General features: G+C 72.8%; 14 protein-coding genes. 1 reads left to right on the forward strand and 13 read right to left on the reverse strand.

Annotated elements, in window-relative coordinates; genetic code table 11:
- Positions 1–45: 45 nt before the first annotated feature.
- From AB0917_RS08180 to AB0917_RS08230, 11 genes are all read right to left on the reverse strand, one after another.
- Positions 46–1,701, reverse strand: a complete 1,656-nt coding sequence (locus tag AB0917_RS08180; protein WP_366818673.1) for a DoxX family membrane protein — start codon at positions 1,699–1,701, stop codon at positions 46–48.
- A gap of 272 nt (positions 1,702–1,973) precedes the next feature.
- Positions 1,974–2,930: a 23S rRNA (guanosine(2251)-2'-O)-methyltransferase RlmB gene (rlmB, locus tag AB0917_RS08185; RefSeq protein ID WP_003968193.1), complete on the reverse strand. Its 957-nt coding sequence runs from the start codon at positions 2,928–2,930 to the stop codon at positions 1,974–1,976.
- A gap of 111 nt (positions 2,931–3,041) precedes the next feature.
- Positions 3,042–4,442, reverse strand: coding sequence for a cysteine--tRNA ligase (gene cysS / locus AB0917_RS08190; RefSeq protein ID WP_366818675.1), 1,401 nt, complete (start codon positions 4,440–4,442; stop codon positions 3,042–3,044).
- Positions 4,443–4,599: 157 nt separating this feature from the next.
- On the reverse strand, positions 4,600–5,004 hold the full coding sequence (locus AB0917_RS08195; RefSeq protein ID WP_366818676.1) for a PPOX class F420-dependent oxidoreductase: 405 nt from the start codon (positions 5,002–5,004) through the stop codon (positions 4,600–4,602).
- Between the two features lie 74 nt (positions 5,005–5,078).
- Entirely contained in the window at positions 5,079–6,440 is a 1,362-nt protein-coding gene (locus tag AB0917_RS08200; protein WP_366818677.1) for an MFS transporter, read from the reverse strand.
- A 161-nt stretch (positions 6,441–6,601) separates the two neighbouring features.
- Positions 6,602–8,323: an ABC transporter permease subunit gene (locus AB0917_RS08205; RefSeq protein WP_366818678.1), complete on the reverse strand. Its 1,722-nt coding sequence runs from the start codon at positions 8,321–8,323 to the stop codon at positions 6,602–6,604.
- A 142-nt stretch (positions 8,324–8,465) separates the two neighbouring features.
- Positions 8,466–10,004 (reverse strand): ABC transporter substrate-binding protein, encoded by a 1,539-nt coding sequence (locus tag AB0917_RS08210; protein WP_366818679.1) that lies wholly within the window; start codon positions 10,002–10,004, stop codon positions 8,466–8,468.
- A 31-nt stretch (positions 10,005–10,035) separates the two neighbouring features.
- Positions 10,036–10,527 carry a GNAT family N-acetyltransferase gene (locus AB0917_RS08215; RefSeq protein WP_366818728.1) on the reverse strand — a complete coding sequence of 164 codons (492 nt, stop codon included), beginning with the start codon at positions 10,525–10,527 and terminating at the stop codon, positions 10,036–10,038.
- Between the two features lie 437 nt (positions 10,528–10,964).
- Entirely contained in the window at positions 10,965–11,483 is a 519-nt protein-coding gene (gene ispF / locus AB0917_RS08220) for a 2-C-methyl-D-erythritol 2,4-cyclodiphosphate synthase (protein WP_366818680.1), read from the reverse strand.
- Positions 11,473–12,240, reverse strand: a complete 768-nt coding sequence (gene ispD, locus AB0917_RS08225) for a 2-C-methyl-D-erythritol 4-phosphate cytidylyltransferase (protein ID WP_366818681.1) — start codon at positions 12,238–12,240, stop codon at positions 11,473–11,475. Before ispD ends, ispF begins: the two co-directional genes overlap by 11 nt.
- A gap of 482 nt (positions 12,241–12,722) precedes the next feature.
- Entirely contained in the window at positions 12,723–13,205 is a 483-nt protein-coding gene (locus AB0917_RS08230; protein WP_006380568.1) for a CarD family transcriptional regulator, read from the reverse strand.
- A 766-nt stretch (positions 13,206–13,971) separates the two neighbouring features.
- Here AB0917_RS08230 and AB0917_RS08235 point away from each other — a divergent pair.
- Positions 13,972–14,622, forward strand: a complete 651-nt coding sequence (locus AB0917_RS08235; protein ID WP_366818682.1) for a DUF461 domain-containing protein — start codon at positions 13,972–13,974, stop codon at positions 14,620–14,622.
- Positions 14,623–14,744: 122 nt separating this feature from the next.
- Here the strand turns inward: AB0917_RS08235 and AB0917_RS08240 are convergent, their stop codons facing one another.
- Together AB0917_RS08240 and AB0917_RS08245 are read right to left on the reverse strand one after the other, a co-directional pair.
- On the reverse strand, positions 14,745–15,425 hold the full coding sequence (locus AB0917_RS08240; protein WP_003968183.1) for a response regulator transcription factor: 681 nt from the start codon (positions 15,423–15,425) through the stop codon (positions 14,745–14,747).
- Entirely contained in the window at positions 15,422–16,684 is a 1,263-nt protein-coding gene (locus AB0917_RS08245) for an ATP-binding protein (RefSeq protein WP_366818683.1), read from the reverse strand. Before AB0917_RS08245 ends, AB0917_RS08240 begins: the two co-directional genes overlap by 4 nt.
- Between the last annotated feature and the right edge of the window lie 155 nt (positions 16,685–16,839).

Genomic DNA, 16,839 nt, shown 5'->3' on the forward strand with positions numbered 1-16,839 from the left:
GATGGTTCCGGGTGGGGGGCCGCCCCTCGCTCTGTTCCGGCCGGGTCAGCCGAGGAGGCCGCCGATGGGGTTGCGGCCGCCGCCGGTGGAGCCGCCCGGGGTGGCGCCTTCGCCGCCGCCGGAGGTGGGCGGGGCCTCGGGTTCCGCGCCGCCGCCGGTGGAGCCGTCCGATCCGGTGGTGCCGGTGGAGCCGGAGGAGGTGGGGCCGGCGCTGGTGGCGGCGGGGGGCTGCTGCTGGGGGGCGGTCTGCGGCGGGGGTTCCTGGCCGGTGCCCTGGGTCTCGCTGGGCTGGGCGTCGGACCCGGTGCTCTGGCCGCCGCCGGAGTCGCGGGTGGCGCCGGGGGCGACCTGGTCGGCGGCGGGGGTGGTGGCCTCGCCGGAGCGGGTGGGCTCGGGGCGGCGCTCTTCCTCCTCCTGGGGCGTGCGGGAGGCCTGGCTCCCGCCGGTGGACTCCTGGGGGAGCGGCATGCCGGGGAGGCGGTTGGTGGGGCTGTCGTTGCGGCCGGGGACGGTGACGACCTCGGTGGAGCGGACGGCGCCGCCGAGGATGGAGCCGATGAGGAGGGTGAGGCCGGTGACGACGCTGGCGACGACGGCCCCGCGGCGCAGGACGCGGCGGCGCAGGTCCCAGAGTTCGGAGCGGGGTCCGAGCGTGCGCCAGGCTTCCCCGGCGAGCCGTCCGTCGACGGAGTAGACGGGGGCGCCCGCGATGATCAGGGGGCTCCAGGCGGCCAGGAGGATGATGTCGGGGGCGTCGTACACGGCGACCGTGCGCCAGCTGACGGTCACCAGGAGCGCGGCGGAGAGCAGGGCGCCGACGGAGGCGGCGACGCGCTGCCAGAGGCCGAGGACGGTGAGGACGCCGACGACGACCTGGAGGAAGGCGACGGTCAGTCCGGCGCCGACGGGGTGGGAGAGGGCGAAGTCGCGCAGCGGTTCGGCGAGGGCCCAGGGGTGCAGCGAGTTCAGCCACTTGACCATGGAGCCGCGTTCGCCGCCGTCGAAGTAGACGGGGTCGCAGAGCTTGCCCATGCCGGCGTAGATGGAGATGAAGCCGAGGAGGACCCGCATGGGGAGCAGGACGACGCCGAGGTTCATCCGGTGGCCGGGGTAATAGGCGTGCCGGACGGGGTCGTTGCCGTGGCGTCGGGCGCGCGCCTCGGTGGTCTCCTCGTCGCCGTCGTCGTCGGCGCCGGGGGTGCCCGGTTCGTCGTCCACGGAGTCGTACGCGCCGACGGCCTGGCGCATGGGCGGCAGGAGGGGGCCGGTGCGTCCGGGCTGCTGCGGTGCGGTGAGTACGGGGTTGGGCTGGGTCTCCTCCAGGAACGGGATGACCTGGGTGGCGCCCGCCGCATGGCCGTCGGCGGGCCCGGCGGTGAGGGTCCCGGCGGTGAGTGCGGTGTCGAGGTGGCCGGCGGTGGAGTTGCGTACGGCCTGGAGGAGGCCGGTGGCGCCGGGGTCGCCCGGGGCCGATCTGCCGCTCCAGACGACCGGTGCCCGCCTGCGGCCGCCGCCGGCACCGCTCATGGCGGGGATGCGGGCCGTGTCCGCGAGGCCCCGCAGCCGGGCGCGCTGGCCCGGGGCGAGCTGCACCCGGAAGCTGGCGTGGTTGACGATGACCTGCGCGGGGTCGCTGTCCACCTTGGTCATGCTCAGGGCGGGTTGCTCGTCGAACCGAGGCGTTCTGGTGTCCACACTCATCTAACCGAGTGATGGGTGCTTAGGACACTGCCTTGACAGCGCCGATGTGTCCGAGACCCGTCAAGATCCGGCCAAACTCGGGCATCCCGGCGCCTGGAACCTTGTTCGGCGTTCGCGCGTCAACTCGTTGGGCGCGCGAACGCCGTGGGGGTGCCGGTGCGGTCGGCCGTAGGGACGGCCGGTGCCATGCCCCGTAGGGACGGCCGGTCCACGGGCCGTCGCATGGCCCGTAGGGACAACCGGTGCGTGGCCCGTAGAGACGGCCGGTACGGCTATCCGCGGCGGCGCGCCACCTCGTACAGCACGATGCCCGCCGCGACTCCGGCGTTGAGCGACTCGGCGCCGCCCGGCATGGAGATCCGGACGCGGTAGTCGCAGGTCTCGCCGACGAGTCGGCCGAGCCCCTTGCCCTCGCTGCCGATGACGATGACGACCGGGCCGGCGAGCTCTTCGAGGTCCTCGACGGTGTGCTCGCCGTCGGCGGCCAGGCCGACGACGGTGAGGCCCGCCTTCTGGTAGCCCTCCAGGGCGCGGGTCAGGTTGGTGACCCGGGAGACCGGGGTGCGGGCCGCCGTACCGGCCGAGGACTTCCACGCTCCGGCGGTCATGCCGGCCGCTCGGCGCTCGGGGACGACCACGCCGTGGCCGCCGAACGCGGAGACCGAGCGGACGATCGCGCCGAGGTTGCGCGGGTCCGTGACGCCGTCGAGGGCGACGATCAGCGGGTCCTCGTTGTTGTCGTACGCGGCGGCGGTGAGGTCCTCCGGGTGTGCGTACTCGTACGGCGGGACCTGGAGGACGAGGCCCTGGTGGTTCAGGCCGTTCGTCATCCGGTCCAGCTCGGGGCGCGGGGCCTCCATCAGGTTGATGTTGCCGCGCTCGCCCGCGAGCTTGAGGGCGTCACGGACGCGCTCGTCGTTGTCGATGTACTGCTGGACGTAGAGGGTGGTGGCGGGCACACCGTCGCGCAGGGCCTCGTAGACCGGGTTGCGGCCCACGACCATCTCGGACGTGCCCTTCACGCCCCCGCGCCGGGGCGCGGGGCGGCGGGCGGCGGCCTGCTTGGCCTGGGCGTTGGCCACCCGGTTCTTCTTGTGTCCCTTGCGGGCGGAGGCGGGCGGCGTGGGTCCCTTGCCTTCGAGACCACGGCGTCGCTGGCCACCGCTGCCGACCTGCATGCCCTTCTTGTTGGACGTGCGGCGGTTCCTGCGCTGGCTGTTCCCGGCCATGACCTACCTGTTCCTGTAAATCTGCGATCCACATGCGTATGCGGATCGTGTACGTCCCAGTGTGCCGCCCGGATCGCCGGGCGGCACCATTGCACTGCTCAGAGGGCGTGCTCAGCGCGGCCCGAGCGTCCACCGGGGACCGTTGGCGCTGTCCTCGATGACGAGTCCGGACTGGTTGAGCTGGTCGCGGATGGCGTCGGCGGCGGCCCAGTCCTTGCGGGCGCGGGCCGACTGCCGCTGGTCGAGGACGAGGCGTACGAGGGTGTCGACGACGCCGTGGAGGTCCTCGCCCCGGTCGCCCTCGCCCGCCCAGTGCTCGTCGAGCGGGTCGAGTCCGAGGACGCCGAGCATGGCCCGGACCTCGGCGAGGCGGGCGACGGCGGCTTCCTTGTCGTCGGCGGCGAGCGCGCTGTTGCCCTGGCGGACGGTGGTGTGGACGATCGCGAGGGCCTGCGGCACGCCCAGGTCCTCGTCCATGGCCTCGGCGAAGGCCGGCGGCACCTCGGCGGCGGGGGCGACGGTCTCCCCGGCCTTCTCGGTGACGCGCTGGACGAAGCCCTCGATCCGCGCGAACGCGGACTCGGCCTCGCGCAGGGACTCCTCGCTGTACTCGATCATGGACCGGTAGTGCGGGGTGCCCAGGTAGTAGCGCAGGACGATGGGGCGCCAGTGCTTGACCATCTCGCTGACGAGGACGGAGTTGCCGAGCGACTTGGACATCTTCTCGCCGGACATGGTGACCCAGCCGTTGTGCACCCAGTAGTTGGCGAACTCGTCGCCGAACGCCTTGGCCTGGGCGATCTCGTTCTCGTGGTGCGGGAAGATCAGATCGATGCCGCCGCCGTGGATGTCGAAGGCGGAGCCCAGGTACTTGTGGGCCATCGCGGAGCACTCCAGGTGCCAGCCGGGCCGGCCGCGGCCCCAGGGGGTCTCCCAGCTGGGCTCGCCGGGCTTGGCCGTCTTCCACATGGCGAAGTCCCGCTGGTCGCGCTTGCCGGTCTCGCCCTCGCCGGAGGGCTGGCGCAGGTCGTCCAGCTCCTGGTTGGAGAGCTCCAGGTAGCCGGGGAGGGACCGGACGTCGAAGTAGACGTTGCCGTCCGCCTCGTAGGCGTGGCCGCGCTCGATGAGGCCGCGCATCATCTCGATCATCTCGGTGATGTGGCCGGTGGCACGGGGCTCGTAGGTGGGCGGCAGGCAGCCCAGCGCGTCGTAGCCGTCGTTGAACGCGCGCTCGTTCTCGTAACCGATCGACCACCAGGGGCGGCCCTGCTCGGCGGACTTCTTGATGATCTTGTCGTCGATGTCGGTGACGTTCCGGATGAACGTCACGTCGTAGCCGCGGTAGGTGAACCAGCGGCGCATGATGTCGAAGTTCAGCCCGGAACGGATGTGCCCGATGTGCGGTGCGGCCTGGACGGTAGCGCCACAGAGGTAGATCGAGACACAGCCCGCTGTGAGCGGGACGAAGTCACGGATCTGCCGGGCGCTGGTGTCGTGCAGGCGAATAGTCACGCCTCAAGGGTAGTAGGCCGACACCAGTGCCCCGCGACCCTTGGGCAATCGCGGGGACAACTTTCTGATACCGGCCTGGTCCCAGCGGCTCCGCAGGGGCTCTCCGGGGGCTCTGTGGGGCTCTCGTACGCGCCCCGGAAGCGCACCCGGACGCTCCTCAGAGGCGTCCGACGACCTTGCGCGGGGTGATCCGGACCACGACCCGGGCGTCGTCCTGGGCGGAGTCCGGGTTGAACTCCGCGTACGGCTTGCCGGTGTACTTCAGCGACAGCTCGTCGATCAGCTCCTGGCCGCCCTCCGTGGTCAGCTCCGCCCGGCCGCGGATCTCGGCGTAGGTGTACGGGTTGTCGGCCGGCTGGACGACGACGGTGACGCGCGGGTCGCGGCGGAGGTTCGTCTCCTTGCGGCGGCCGGCCGTGGTGGAGATCAGGACGTCGTCGCCGTCACGCTTCACCCACACCGGGGAGACCTGCGGGCTGCCGTCCGGCTGGATGGTGGCGATGTTGACGAAGACCGGGGTGTCGAGCAGGTTCTTGAGCTCGGTGGAGAGTGCGGCGGTCATGACGTACGTCCTCCTAGGGGCCGGTGCGGTTCTTCTGGTCCTACCGTCCTACCCCCAACTCCGCACTCCCTCTGTTACTTCCCGCGTCGCCCGTACTTCTCGCCGTGTCCGGCCGGAAGGGTGAACGCGAGGGCGGCTCCGGCCAGCGGTACGGCGGCCAGCGCCGTCCACAGGACCGGGGCCGGGGCGCCGAGGAGGGCCCCGGTGGCGGCGCTGCCGCCGAGGACCGCGAGGCCGGATACGGAGGAGAGCGCTCCGGTGGCCAGTCCGAGCCGCCGGTCGTCGACCAGGTCCGGCACGATGCCCCGGGCGGCGGGGACCAGCAGCATCTGGCCGAGGGTGAGCAGGACGACGAGGGCGGCGCCGGGCAGCAGTCCGCCGGGCCCGCCGGGGGTGAGCGGTACGGCGGCGAACCCGGTGGCGACGACCGTGAGGCCGGTGACCAGGGCGGTGCGCGGGGCCATCCGGCGCGCGCAGAGGCGGGTCAGCGGCAGCTGGACGGTGACGACGAGCAGCGAGGAGAGCGCGAAGAGCCAGCCGAGGGCGGCCTGGGAGCCGGTGGCGCGCTCCACCTCGGCGGGGAGGGAGAGGTAGAGCTGGTTGTAGGCGACGAGGTAGGTGCTGTACGCGAGGCAGAGGACGAGGAAGGGCCGGCTGGTGAAGACCGCGCGCCAGGAAGACGTCGTGGCGCGTTGAGCCGTACGGGTGGCGGGACCGTCCTCCGCCGGCTCCCGGCGCGTACGGGTGGCTCCACCGTGCCGCGCCGGCTCCCGGTGCGGCATCAGTCGGGCGTGTCCCGTCAGTACGGCGACGAAGACGAGGGCCCCGGCGAGGCAGGCGGCCCGGAAGCCGCCGCCGAGCAGCAGGAGCAGTGAGCCCAGCAGCGGCCCGAGGAACGCACCGGCCTGTCCGGCGGCGGAGAACAGGGCGAGCACCTCGGCGCGTGGGGTGCCGGTGGCCTTCTCGTGCCGGACGGCCTCGCGGGCGGTCTCGGACTCGACGGCGGGCGAGAACAGGGCGGCGGCGAAGCCGATGAGGAGGACGGCCGCGATGACGGTGGCGGTGGAACCGGCGTACGCGAGCCAGCCGAAGCCGGCGATCCGCAGCGCGCAGCCGGCCAGGACGACCGGGCGTGGGCCGTAGCGGTCGGTGAGGACGCCGCCGACGACGAAGAGGCCCTGCTGGCTGAAGGTGCGCAGGCCGAGGACGAGTCCGACGAGCCAGCCCGCCATGCCCAGGCCGCCGCCGAGGTGGGCGGCGAGGTAGGGCAGGACGGCGAAGAAGCCGATGTTGAAGGCGAACTGGGTGGTGGTGAGGAGGCGGAGGTAGGGGGTGGCGGCGCTCGCGATCCGGGGGCGGCGGCGCGGGGCCTTGGCGGAGGTGGGGGCGGGGGCCGCCTCTTCGGGTGCCGGGGCGGGTGCGACCGCTTCGGGCATTGAGGCCGGGGCCGGGGCGAGGGTGACCGCTTCGGGCGTTGAGGCCGGGGCCGGCTCGGGCGGTCCAGGCTCCGCAAGGCGTGCGCGGGCGCTCGCCCTGCGGCCCTCGGGGCCATCGAGGCCCCCACGCCCCTCGGCGCTCCCCCGGCCCTCGCGCGCGCTCACTTCAGCCCCGCCGGAGTGCGCCCGCGTGCGGCGGCCGAGGTGAGTACGGCGAGCGCGCCGAGTACGACGAGGGCGGCGGCCGGGGCGAGGACCGCCCAGGGGGCGCGTTCCGCGTACGGCATGTTCTCCGACAGCATCCGGCCCCACTCCGGCGCGGGTGCCTGGGTGCCGAGTCCCAGGAACCCGAGGGAGGCGAGGGCCAGCGCGAGGGCCGGGACGCGCAGGAGGGCGTGGCGGGCGACGGGCGGGAGGACGCCGGGGAGCACGTGGTGGCGGAGCAGGCGGGCCCGTTCCGCGCCGAGGGCGACGGCGGCGGTGAGGTGGGGCGCGGCCTTCTCCTGGGCGTACAGGGCGGCGGTGTGGGCCGCGAGCGGGGCCCAGGCGACGGCGGCCACGGCGGCTGCCGCTCCCCAGGGGCCCGGTCCGGCGATGCCCGCGACGACGAGGCCGGCGAGGACGGCGGGGAGCGCGTTGGCGGTCTCGGTGAGCGCTCCGGCGCGTACGGCTCCGAGGGCGAGACCGAGGAGAAGGGTTACGGCTCCGACGGCGACGGCCGCCAGGGCGGTCCGGGCGGCCCCGTGGCCGAGGCGGGCGAGGACGTCGCGGCCGAGGTTGTCGGTGCCGAAGGGGTGCGCGGCGGAGGGGCCGGCGAGGCGGGCGGCGGTGTCGACGTGGAGGGGGTCGCGCAGGAGGCCCGCGACGGTGACGGCGACGAGGAGGGCGCCGAGGAGGAGCGCGGCGACCGTGAGCGCGCGGCGGCCGGGGAGCCGGGGGGCGTGGAGGGTGGGCAGGGCACGTTCGGTGAGGGCCGGGCCGAGGAGGGCGCGGGCGGTGAGGCGGGTGGCGAGTCCGGCGGCGATCCCGAGGAGGAGCAGGGCGAGGACGCAGGCCTGGAGGACCGGCAGGTTCTGGGCGAGGGCGGCGGTGAGGGCGGTGGAGCCGAGCCCGGGGATGTCGAACAGTGTCTCGACGGCCACCGCGCCCCCGGTCAGCCCGACCGCGACCAGGCCCACCTGGGGCAGCAGGCCCGGCAGCGTACGGCGCAGGGCGTGGGCGGCGATCCGGCGGCGCGGCAGGCCGTTGGCGGTGGCGGCGCGGGCCCAGGGTTCGGCGAAGGCGCCGGGCAGGGCGTCGTCCAGGAGGCGGCCGAGGAGGGCCCCCGCCGGGACGCCCATGGCGAGCGCGGGCAGCACGAGCTGGTCGCCGGCGCCCCAGCCGAGCGCCGGGAACCACCCCAGGTGCACGGCGAACACCGTGGCCAGCACCGCCGCGAGCAGGAACTCCGGCAGCGCGGCGAGCACCGCCGCCGCCACCCCGGCGCGCACCCGCACGATCCGGCGCGCGGCCCCCCGGCGCAGGGTCGGGGCGCTCAGCGCGAGGGCGAGGAGGAGGGCGACGGCCAGCGAGGCGCCCATCAGGGTCAGGGAGTTGCCGAGGGCGGCGATCACGTCGGGGGCGACGGGCTCCCCGGAGACCCAGGACTCCCCCAGGTCGCCCCGGAACAGGCCGCCGAGCCAGGAGCCGAGGATGTGCAGGGGCCCTCCGTCGAGCCCGGTCTCGGCACGGATGGCGTCGAGGGTCTCCGGGGTGGGCTCCCGGTCGGCGTACCGGGCGTGCAGGATCGTGCGGGCCGGGTCCGTGCGGGTGAGCCGGGGCAGCAGCCCGATCACCGCGACGACGGCGAACAGCGTGGCCAGCCGCCCGGCCAGGTACTTCACGCGATCCCCCGGGCAGCCGCCCGATGCGAGTGTCGGCGGTGGTCGCTGGTCCGATGCCTATGCGGGTACCCACAGTGGTCGCTGGCCCGATGCGGGCGCCGACCGTCGTCACTCACCCCATGCGGGTGTCGGCGGTGGTCGCTCATCCGATGCGGGTGCCGGCGGTGATCAGGGTGCGCTCCATCGGGTCGAGGGCGACGCCTTCGACGCGGGCGTCGTCGTACCCCTGGATGAACCGCTCGTGGACGAGCGGCACGAGGGCGTCGGCGCCGAGGACGGCTGCCTCGGCGGTCATCTCGGCGCGGTGGCGCGCCTCGGTGTCGGCGAGGGAGGCGGCCTGGGAGACAGCCGCGTCGACCGGCTTCGCGCACAACTGGCTGATGTTGAAGCTGCCGTCGCAGGTGAAGTCGGAGGCGAGGTAGGAGAGCGGGTCGGCGGTGTCGAGAAGGGTGTTGCGCGCCTGAATGAAGGCGTCGAATTTCCCGCCGAGCGCGTCGGCCTCCATCTGCGCGTAGTCGCGGACGACCTGCTTGACGGTGAAGCCGCGCTTCTCCAGCTGCTGCTGGACGACGGTGGCGACCTCGGGGAGTTCGGGCCGATTGGTGTAGGTGGCGAGGACGATCTCCTTCGTCTTCGCGACCTCGGCCGGGGTGGCGGCCTCGGCCCGTCCGGTGGGGGCGGTGCGCAGGTCGGCGGCCCAGCGGACGCCGGGGCCCAGCAGCCCCTGTGCGGTGTCGGCGCGGCCTTCGTAGACGCCGTCGGCCAGGGACTTGGAGTCGATGGCCTCGCGGGCGGCGGCGCGCATCGCCGGGTCGGCGAAGACGCCGCGTGCGGTGTTGAGGGAGAGCCCGTTGGTGCGGGCGGTGGGGAACTCGTGGACCAGGTTGTCGCCGAGGAGGGAGGCCTGCGAGATCGGTACGTACTCGGCGATGTCGACGCTCTTGGTACGGAGCGCGTTGGCGCGGGCGGTTCCGTCGGCGACGAACTTCACGTCGATGCCGGGGGCCTTGGCCTTCTCGCCCCAGTAGGTGTCGTTGCGCTCCAGGGTGGCGCTGACGGCGCCGTTCACCGTGGCGAGGGTGAAGGGGCCGGTGGCGTGCCCGGCGGGGTTCACCTTGTCACCGCTCTTCCCGCCGTCCTTGTAGGCGGCGGCGGAGAGGATGGCGAGCGAGGGGTTGGCGAGCCGCTGGGGCAGCAGCGGGTCGGCGGCCTTCGTCGTGACCCGTACGGTGTCCGCTCCCTCGGCCGTGGCGGTGAGGGTGCTGTCGGAGAGCACCCGGGGCTTGGGGGACGCCTTCTGGGCGGCGGCCAGCGAGCGGACCACGGCGGTCGCGTCGAGCTGCGTGCCGTCCTGGAAGGCCGCCTTCCGCAGCGTGAACGTCCAGGCCAGGTCTCCGTCGCGCTTCCAGGCGGTGGCGAGGGCGGGCTGGGCGTCACCGTTCTTGTCCAGGCTGGTCAGGCCCTCGACGACGGCGAGGCGGCTGAGGGTGACGGCGTCGTCCCCGTACGGCGACATGGCCTGGGCGGGCGGGAAGGCCATGGCCACCTTCAGCCGCTGCTCCCCACCGGATGCACCGGAGCCGTCCGGCCCGCCCGAGGAGCAGGCGGTGGCGGCGGGGACGAGGAGCGCGGCTGCGGCGAGCGGCAGGGCGACGCGGGGGAGGCGGGAGGAGGGGGACATGAGGGCGACTTTATATGAAAACGATTGTCATCTAACCGGCGGGGCGGTGGCCGGGGAACGGCATGGGCAGCTCGAAGTGGACGATGCCCTGCCCACCGCCGGGCAGCGCGCGCTCGTCGCACACCTCGTGGGCGAGCGAGCGCCAGAACGGCTCGGCGCCGGGCACGGCCGGGTCGGTGTGCAGGTACAGGGCGTCGTAGCCGCCCACCCGTGCCGCGAACTCGCCCAGCTCACGTACCAGTTGACGGGCCAGCCCATGCCTGCGGTGTTCGGGGCGGACATAGATCCGGCAGAGCTGCGCGGTGGTCCCGGAGGGGAAGCGGTCGGCCACCCACCGCGGATTGGGCGGGGCCTGCGGACCTCGGTCGCGTACGGCCCCGGTGGCGACGATCTCGCCCCGGTGCTCGACGACGAGGAGCGTGCAGCGCTCCGGGCGCAGATAGGCGCTCTCGGGGTCGATGATGTCGGCGTGCCAGCGGGGCACGTAACCGGACTTCAGGTCGCGGTAGACGGTGTCGAGCATCACGGCTCGGGCGCCCCCGAGGTCGTCGGCGGTGGCGGTGCGCAGGACGTACCCGTACGCGTCGCCCCTGCGGCCGGCTTCCGCGTAGGCCGTCGCCGTGGTCGCGCTCGTCACCGGGATCACTCCTGCCTCGTACGGCACATCGCTTGCGGTACCAGCGTACGTGCAAGCGATGCGCAGTAAGGCGGCCGGGCGACAGGACCGGCGGGCAGGTGGGCGGGTGGGCGACGGGACAGGCGGGCAGGTGGGCAGGTGGGCGACAGGACCGGCGGGCAGGGGGCGATGGGACCAGCGCGCCCGCGTACGCCGGCGCGCGGCCCGTCGTGAATCAGCGCGGGCCCGCCGTACACCGGCGCACCCCCCGCCGTACGTCAGCACGCCCCCCGTCGCACGTCAGCGCACCCCCCGCCGTACGTCAGCACACCGCCCGCCGTACGTCAGCGCGGCCGGTAGACCAGCGCCGTCGCGATCCCCGCGATCCCCTCGCCGCGCCCGGTGAAGCCGAGTCCGTCCGAGGTGGCGGCGGAGAGCGAGACCGGGGCGCCCACGGCGGCGGACAGCACCTTCTGCGCCTCGTCGCGCCGCTTGCCGATCTTCGGGCGTACGCCGACGACCTGGACGGCCACGTTCCCGATCTCGTACCCCTCGGCGCGGACGATCCGGGCGGCCTCGGTGAGCAGCGTCACGCCGGCGGCGCCGGACCACTCGGGGCGGCCCGTGCCGAAGTGCTGGCCGAGGTCGCCGAGGCTGGCGGCGGAGAAGAGGGCGTTGCAGGCGGCGTGGGCGACGACGTCGGCGTCGGAGTGGCCGGCCAGGCCGGGGCCCTCGCCCTCCCACTTCAGGCCCGCGCACCACAGCTCGCGGCCCTCCTCGAAGGCGTGGATGTCGGTGCCGATCCCGACGAGCGGGATGACGGGGGCGGCGGGGGCCCCGGGCGCGTGCTGCTCAGAAGCCATCGTTGGCCCTCCTGCGGGCGAGTACCGCTTCGGCCAGCACCAGGTCGAGCGGCCGGGTCACCTTGAACGCCTCTTCGTGGCCGGGGACGACGACGACCGGCTTGCCGAGGCGTTCGACCAGGCCCGCGTCGTCGGTGGCGCCCTGGCCGTCGAGTGCGACCTCGGCGTGGGCCCGTACGAGCGTGTCCCGGTCGAAGCCCTGCGGGGTCTGCACCGCGCGCAGCCTGGCCCGTACGGGGGTGGAGAGCACCGGTTCCGGCTCCCCGGCCACCTCGGCGGGCTCGACCTCCTTGACGGTGTCGGCGAGTGGCAGGGCGGGGACGACGGCGAGCGCCCCGTTCCGTACGGCTTCGACGACCGTGTCCACCGTGTCGACCGGCACCAGGGGGCGGGCGGCGTCGTGGACCAGGACGACGGCGATGTCCTCGGGCAGCGCGTCGAGGCCGAGGCCCACCGACTCCTGCCGGGTGTCGCCGCCGGCCACGACCAGGTAGTCGGTGCGCTCGGGCAGGGCGTGCTCGTCGAGGAGGTGCTTCACCTCGGGCGCGCCGTCCGGCGGGGCGACGACCACGACGAGGGAGACGGCTCGCGAGGCCGCCATGGCGCGTACCGCGTGGATGAGCATGGGCGTGCCGCCGAGCGCCCGGAGGGCCTTGGGGGCGCCGGGTCCGAGCCGTACGCCCCGCCCGGCCGCGGGGATCACCGCGGCGGTACGGAGGGGGCGGGGCCGCTCGGGCTGGGGTTGCGTCGATGCCATCGATTGCTCTCCGAAGGTCCGAAGGTTCGGCAGGTTTGTTTCCACGGGCGACATGGGTAGGGGCCCAGCAAGCCGGGCGTGACGCCCTGCCGTGGACCGGGCCCCTTCCGTGACCCCCGGTCGAGCGGAGTCGCCGCGGCGATCAGCGGTGGCGACCAGCGGTACGGTCGGCGCATCACCGACCAGCGGTACGGTCGGCGCATCACCAACGCCGGGCGTGTCGCCCATCGCCCGGCCGCCTGGTGCATCGCCGTCACCGGGCACGGGCGGGACCGGAACACAGGCAGCACCGGTGGTCGGGCTCCCGACCACCGGAGACTGAGACCGATCCGGAAAGCCGAGATCAATCCGGAAGCCGGGATGATGGATCCGGATCGACCCCGGCCTCCGGATCCGGACATGCCGCAGCGCCCGACGACACACCGTACAAACGGCTGGTCAGCGGGCACCGCGGCACATTCTTACGACCGGTGCGATCCGGTTCAGGACGCGAGGACCTCGTCGAGCAGGGCCTCGGCCTTGTCCTCGTTCGTGTTCTCCGCGAGAGCGAGCTCGCTCACCAGGATCTGGCGGGCCTTGGCGAGCATGCGCTTCTCTCCTGCGGAGAGACCGCGCTCGCGCTCACGACGCCACAGGTCACGCACGACTTCAGCGACCTTGATGACATCGCCCGAGGCGAGCTTTTCCAGATTTGCCTTGTAACGCCGGGACCAGTTCGTCGGCTCTTCGGCATACGGTGCGCGCAGCACCTCGAAGACCCGGTCCAGTCCCTCCTGCCCGACCACGTCGCGCACGCCCACGAACTCCGCATTGTCCGCCGGCACACGGACCGTCAAGTCGCCCTGGGCGACCTTGAGCACCAAGTAGGTCTTGTCCACGCCTTTGATCTGGCGAGTTTCGATAGCCTCGATCAGCGCGGCCCCGTGATGGGGATAGACCACGGTGTCGCCAACCTTGAACGTCATGTGACAGGTACCCCTTCCGTGGCTATCCAGAGTAACACGAGAATCGCCTCTCCTGAATGGCGTTTTCGCAGGTCAGGGCATATCTCAGGGCTTGACAACAGCAACACGAACGTGCTGCGGAAGCCTTCCGGAAGACGGTATTCGCAGGTCGGAGCGGCTGTGCGACCAGAGGGAAACGCTCCCGTCACACAGCCCGGAAGCCCCACAGAAGAGGGCGAAAGTCCCGTTTTGTCTGGTTCCGGATGGTGAACTTTACGTACTCCGTTCGGACATCGATCACCCGTACGGATGTAAGTGCACATGCCCAATGAAATTGATCAAGGCCTGGCCCTCGCGCCGCCTTTCACGGGGAATGCGCCACGGGCCGGAGGAATTGATCACCGGGATTTTGTGAACAACACATGACACGCGGGCCCCCGGTACGGCCGCTGCTCCGGTTTCCGGCCTGGTGCGCCCACCGTTTCCGGCCTGGTGCGCCCACGGTTTTCGGCCTCGGGATCGCCTCCGGCGCCGGTCCGGGCCCCGCCCCCGTCTGCCGTGGCGGATTCACCGCGGTTCACCCCGTCGGCCGGGCCTCCGGGAAGAGCCGCGCCCCCTAGAGGCGGGTCGGGTGCGGGGCTGGAGTGGCGGCTCGGTAGCCTAAGGCCGCTGACACCCCCTTAGGGCGGCTTTACGTTTCACCCCTTCCCGGCCATCCGCGGGGCGCTCAGCCACACGCCCGACGTCCGAAGTCCGCAGTCCGATCGTTCAAGGAGTTGCCGCCGCCGTGAGCCGCAGCCTTCGACACGGCGCTCTCGCCGCCACTGCCATCGCGTTCTCGATCGTCTCCCTGTCCGCCTGCGCGGCAGGCAACAACGCCGAGACGCTCAAGGTCAGGCCGGACAACGCGGCCACCTCGGTGGGTACCGTCAAGGTCCAGAACGTGAACGTGATCACGCAGGCCGAGTCCGAGGCCGAGGGCCCCGCCGTGGTCTCCGCGACCCTGTTCAACGACGGCACCGAGGCCGAGATCCTGGAGAGCATCACGCTGCCCGGCACCGACGTCCAGGTGAAGCTCCAGGCCGCCAAGGGCTCCGGCCCCGTCGAGATCCCGGCCGGCGGCCAGGTCGTCCTCGGCGGCAAGGGCAACGCCTCCGCCGTGATCGAGGAGGGCCGCGAGGCCGCCCAGGACGGCAACGTCCAGCAGGTCGTCTTCAAGCTGAGCCGCACCGGCGACGTCGGCCTCGGCGCGACCGTCGTCCCGGCGAAGGGCGACTACAAGGACTTCGGCCCGAGCTCGCTGCCCGAGGCCCCGGAGCCGAGCGAGACCCCTGACCCGAGCGGCTCCGAGACCCCGGGCACCGACGAGTCCCCGGCGGCCGGTACGGAGCAGCAGGAAGGCACCGAGGGCTCCCCGGAGACCGGCGCGACCGGCTGACGCCGCGACGCCACCCGCGTACGCGAGACACCACCGGCGTACGCACGAAAGACGCGCAGACATGTGAGAGGGGCGCTTCCCGGTCGGGAAGCGCCCCTTTCACGTGTCTGCCGCCCTGCGGTTTACGGCTCGAACTTGTACCCCAGGCCCCGCACCGTGACGAGGTAGCGCGGCGCTCCGGGGTCGGGCTCGATCTTGGCGCGCAGGCGCTTGACGTGGACGTCGAGGGTCTTGGTGTCGCCGACGTAGTCCGCGCCCCAGACCCGGTCGATGAGCTGCATGCGGGTCAGCACGCGGCCCGCGTTGCGCAGGAGCATCTCCAGGAGGTCGAACTCCTTGAGGGGGAGGTCGACCTTGCCGCCGGAGACCGTGACCACGTGCCGGTCCACGTCCATCCGGACCGGGCCCGCCTCCAGGGCGGCCGGGGTGACCTCCTCCGGCTCGCCGCGGCGGCGCAGGACGGCGCGGATACGCGCGACCAGCTCGCGCGAGGAGAACGGCTTGGTGACGTAGTCGTCGGCCCCTATTTCGAGGCCGACGACCTTGTCGATCTCGCTGTCCTTGGCGGTGACCATGATCACCGGAACGTTGGAGCGACTGCGGAGCTGGCGGCACACCTCGGTGCCGGGCAGGCCGGGCAGCATCAGGTCGAGCAGGACCAGGTCGGCGCCGTTGCGCTCGAACTCGTCCAGGCCGTCGGGCCCGGTCGCGGCGATCGCGACCTCGAAACCTTCCTTGCGCAGCATGTAGGACAGGGCGTCGCTGAAGGATTCCTCATCCTCGACGACAAGCACTCGGGTCACGGAAGAGCCTCCGGGGCGGGGAAAGGGTCATAGGAGTCGGTCTCGAACGGACCCTCGTCGTCGCCGTTGACGATAAGCGGTCCGCCGGTGGTGCGCCCTCTCGCGACGCCCGATTCGGGCAGCCGGAGAGTGAAGGTGGAGCCCTGTCCCTCAGAGCTCCAGACGGTGACCTCCCCGCCGTGCGAGGCGGCCACGTGTTTGACGATGGCGAGGCCGAGACCGGTGCCACCGGTGGCCCGCGAGCGGGCCGGGTCGACGCGGTAGAACCGCTCGAAGACCCGTTCGCGGTCCTTCTCCGAGATGCCGATGCCCTGGTCGGTCACGGCGATCTCGATGAGGTCCCCGCCCGGTCCGGCGGTGCGGCGTGCCGCGATACCGACCCGGGTGCGGGCGGGACTGTAGTTGACGGCGTTCTCGACGAGGTTGCCGAGCGCTCCGACGAGCTGGCCCCGGTTGCCCCAGACGGTGAGGCCCTCGGTGCCGCCGGACGCCATGGTGATCTGCTTGGAGCCGGCCTGCTGGCGGCAGCGGTCGATCGCCTCGGCGACCAGCACCTCCACCTTGACCGGCTCGGCGTCCTCCAGCGGGTCGTCGTTCTGCACCCGGGAGAGGTCGATGAGCTCCTGGACCAGGTTGGTCAGCCGGGTCGCCTCGATCTGCATCCGTCCGGCGAACCGCTCCACCGCCTCCGGGTCGTCGGAGGCGTCCATGACCGCCTCGGAGAGCAGTGAGAGCGCTCCCGTGGGGGTCTTGAGCTCATGGCTCACGTTGGCGACGAAGTCGCGCCGTACCGCTTCGATCCGGCGGGCCTCGGTGAGGTCCTCGACCAGCAGCAGCACCAGCCGCGAGCCCAGCGGGGCGACCCGGGCGGAGACCGCGAGGGCGTCCCCGCGGCCGGTGCCGCGCCGGGGGAGGTCCAGCTCGACCTGGCGTATCTCCCCGTCGCGGCGGGTGTCGCGGGCCATGTTGAGCATCGGCTCGACGGCCAGGCGGCCGCCCCTGACCAGGCCCAGCGCATAGGCGGCGGAGCTGGCCTTGACCACGCTGTCGCTCTCGTCGAGCACGACGGCGGAGGAGCTGAGCACGGAGAGGACGGTGTCCACTCCCGGTGGCAGAGCCGCGTTGCTGTCGGGCCTCAGGGACGTACGCGTGGGCCGTTTCAGGTCGCGCTCGCTCCAGCGGAACGCCAGCATGGCGATCACACCGGTGCAGAGCCCGGCGATCGCTGCAGCTGCGGCGACCGCCGCGTTCACGTCCATGCTTCAAGGTTATGCGGGTGCGCCGACACTCTCCCAGCCGTCCGAGTGCCATCTCGAACACTCGTCGCCCAGAGTTCACCGAGGGGATGGGGCCGGTTCACTTAGGGGGCCGGATACGGACGCGTTGCGCCCTCACCGTGTAACCGTGGGGGTCG

The sequence above is a fragment of the Streptomyces sp. NPDC007346 genome (genome assembly GCF_040703535.1).
Taxonomy (GTDB): Bacteria; Actinomycetota; Actinomycetes; order Streptomycetales; family Streptomycetaceae; genus Streptomyces.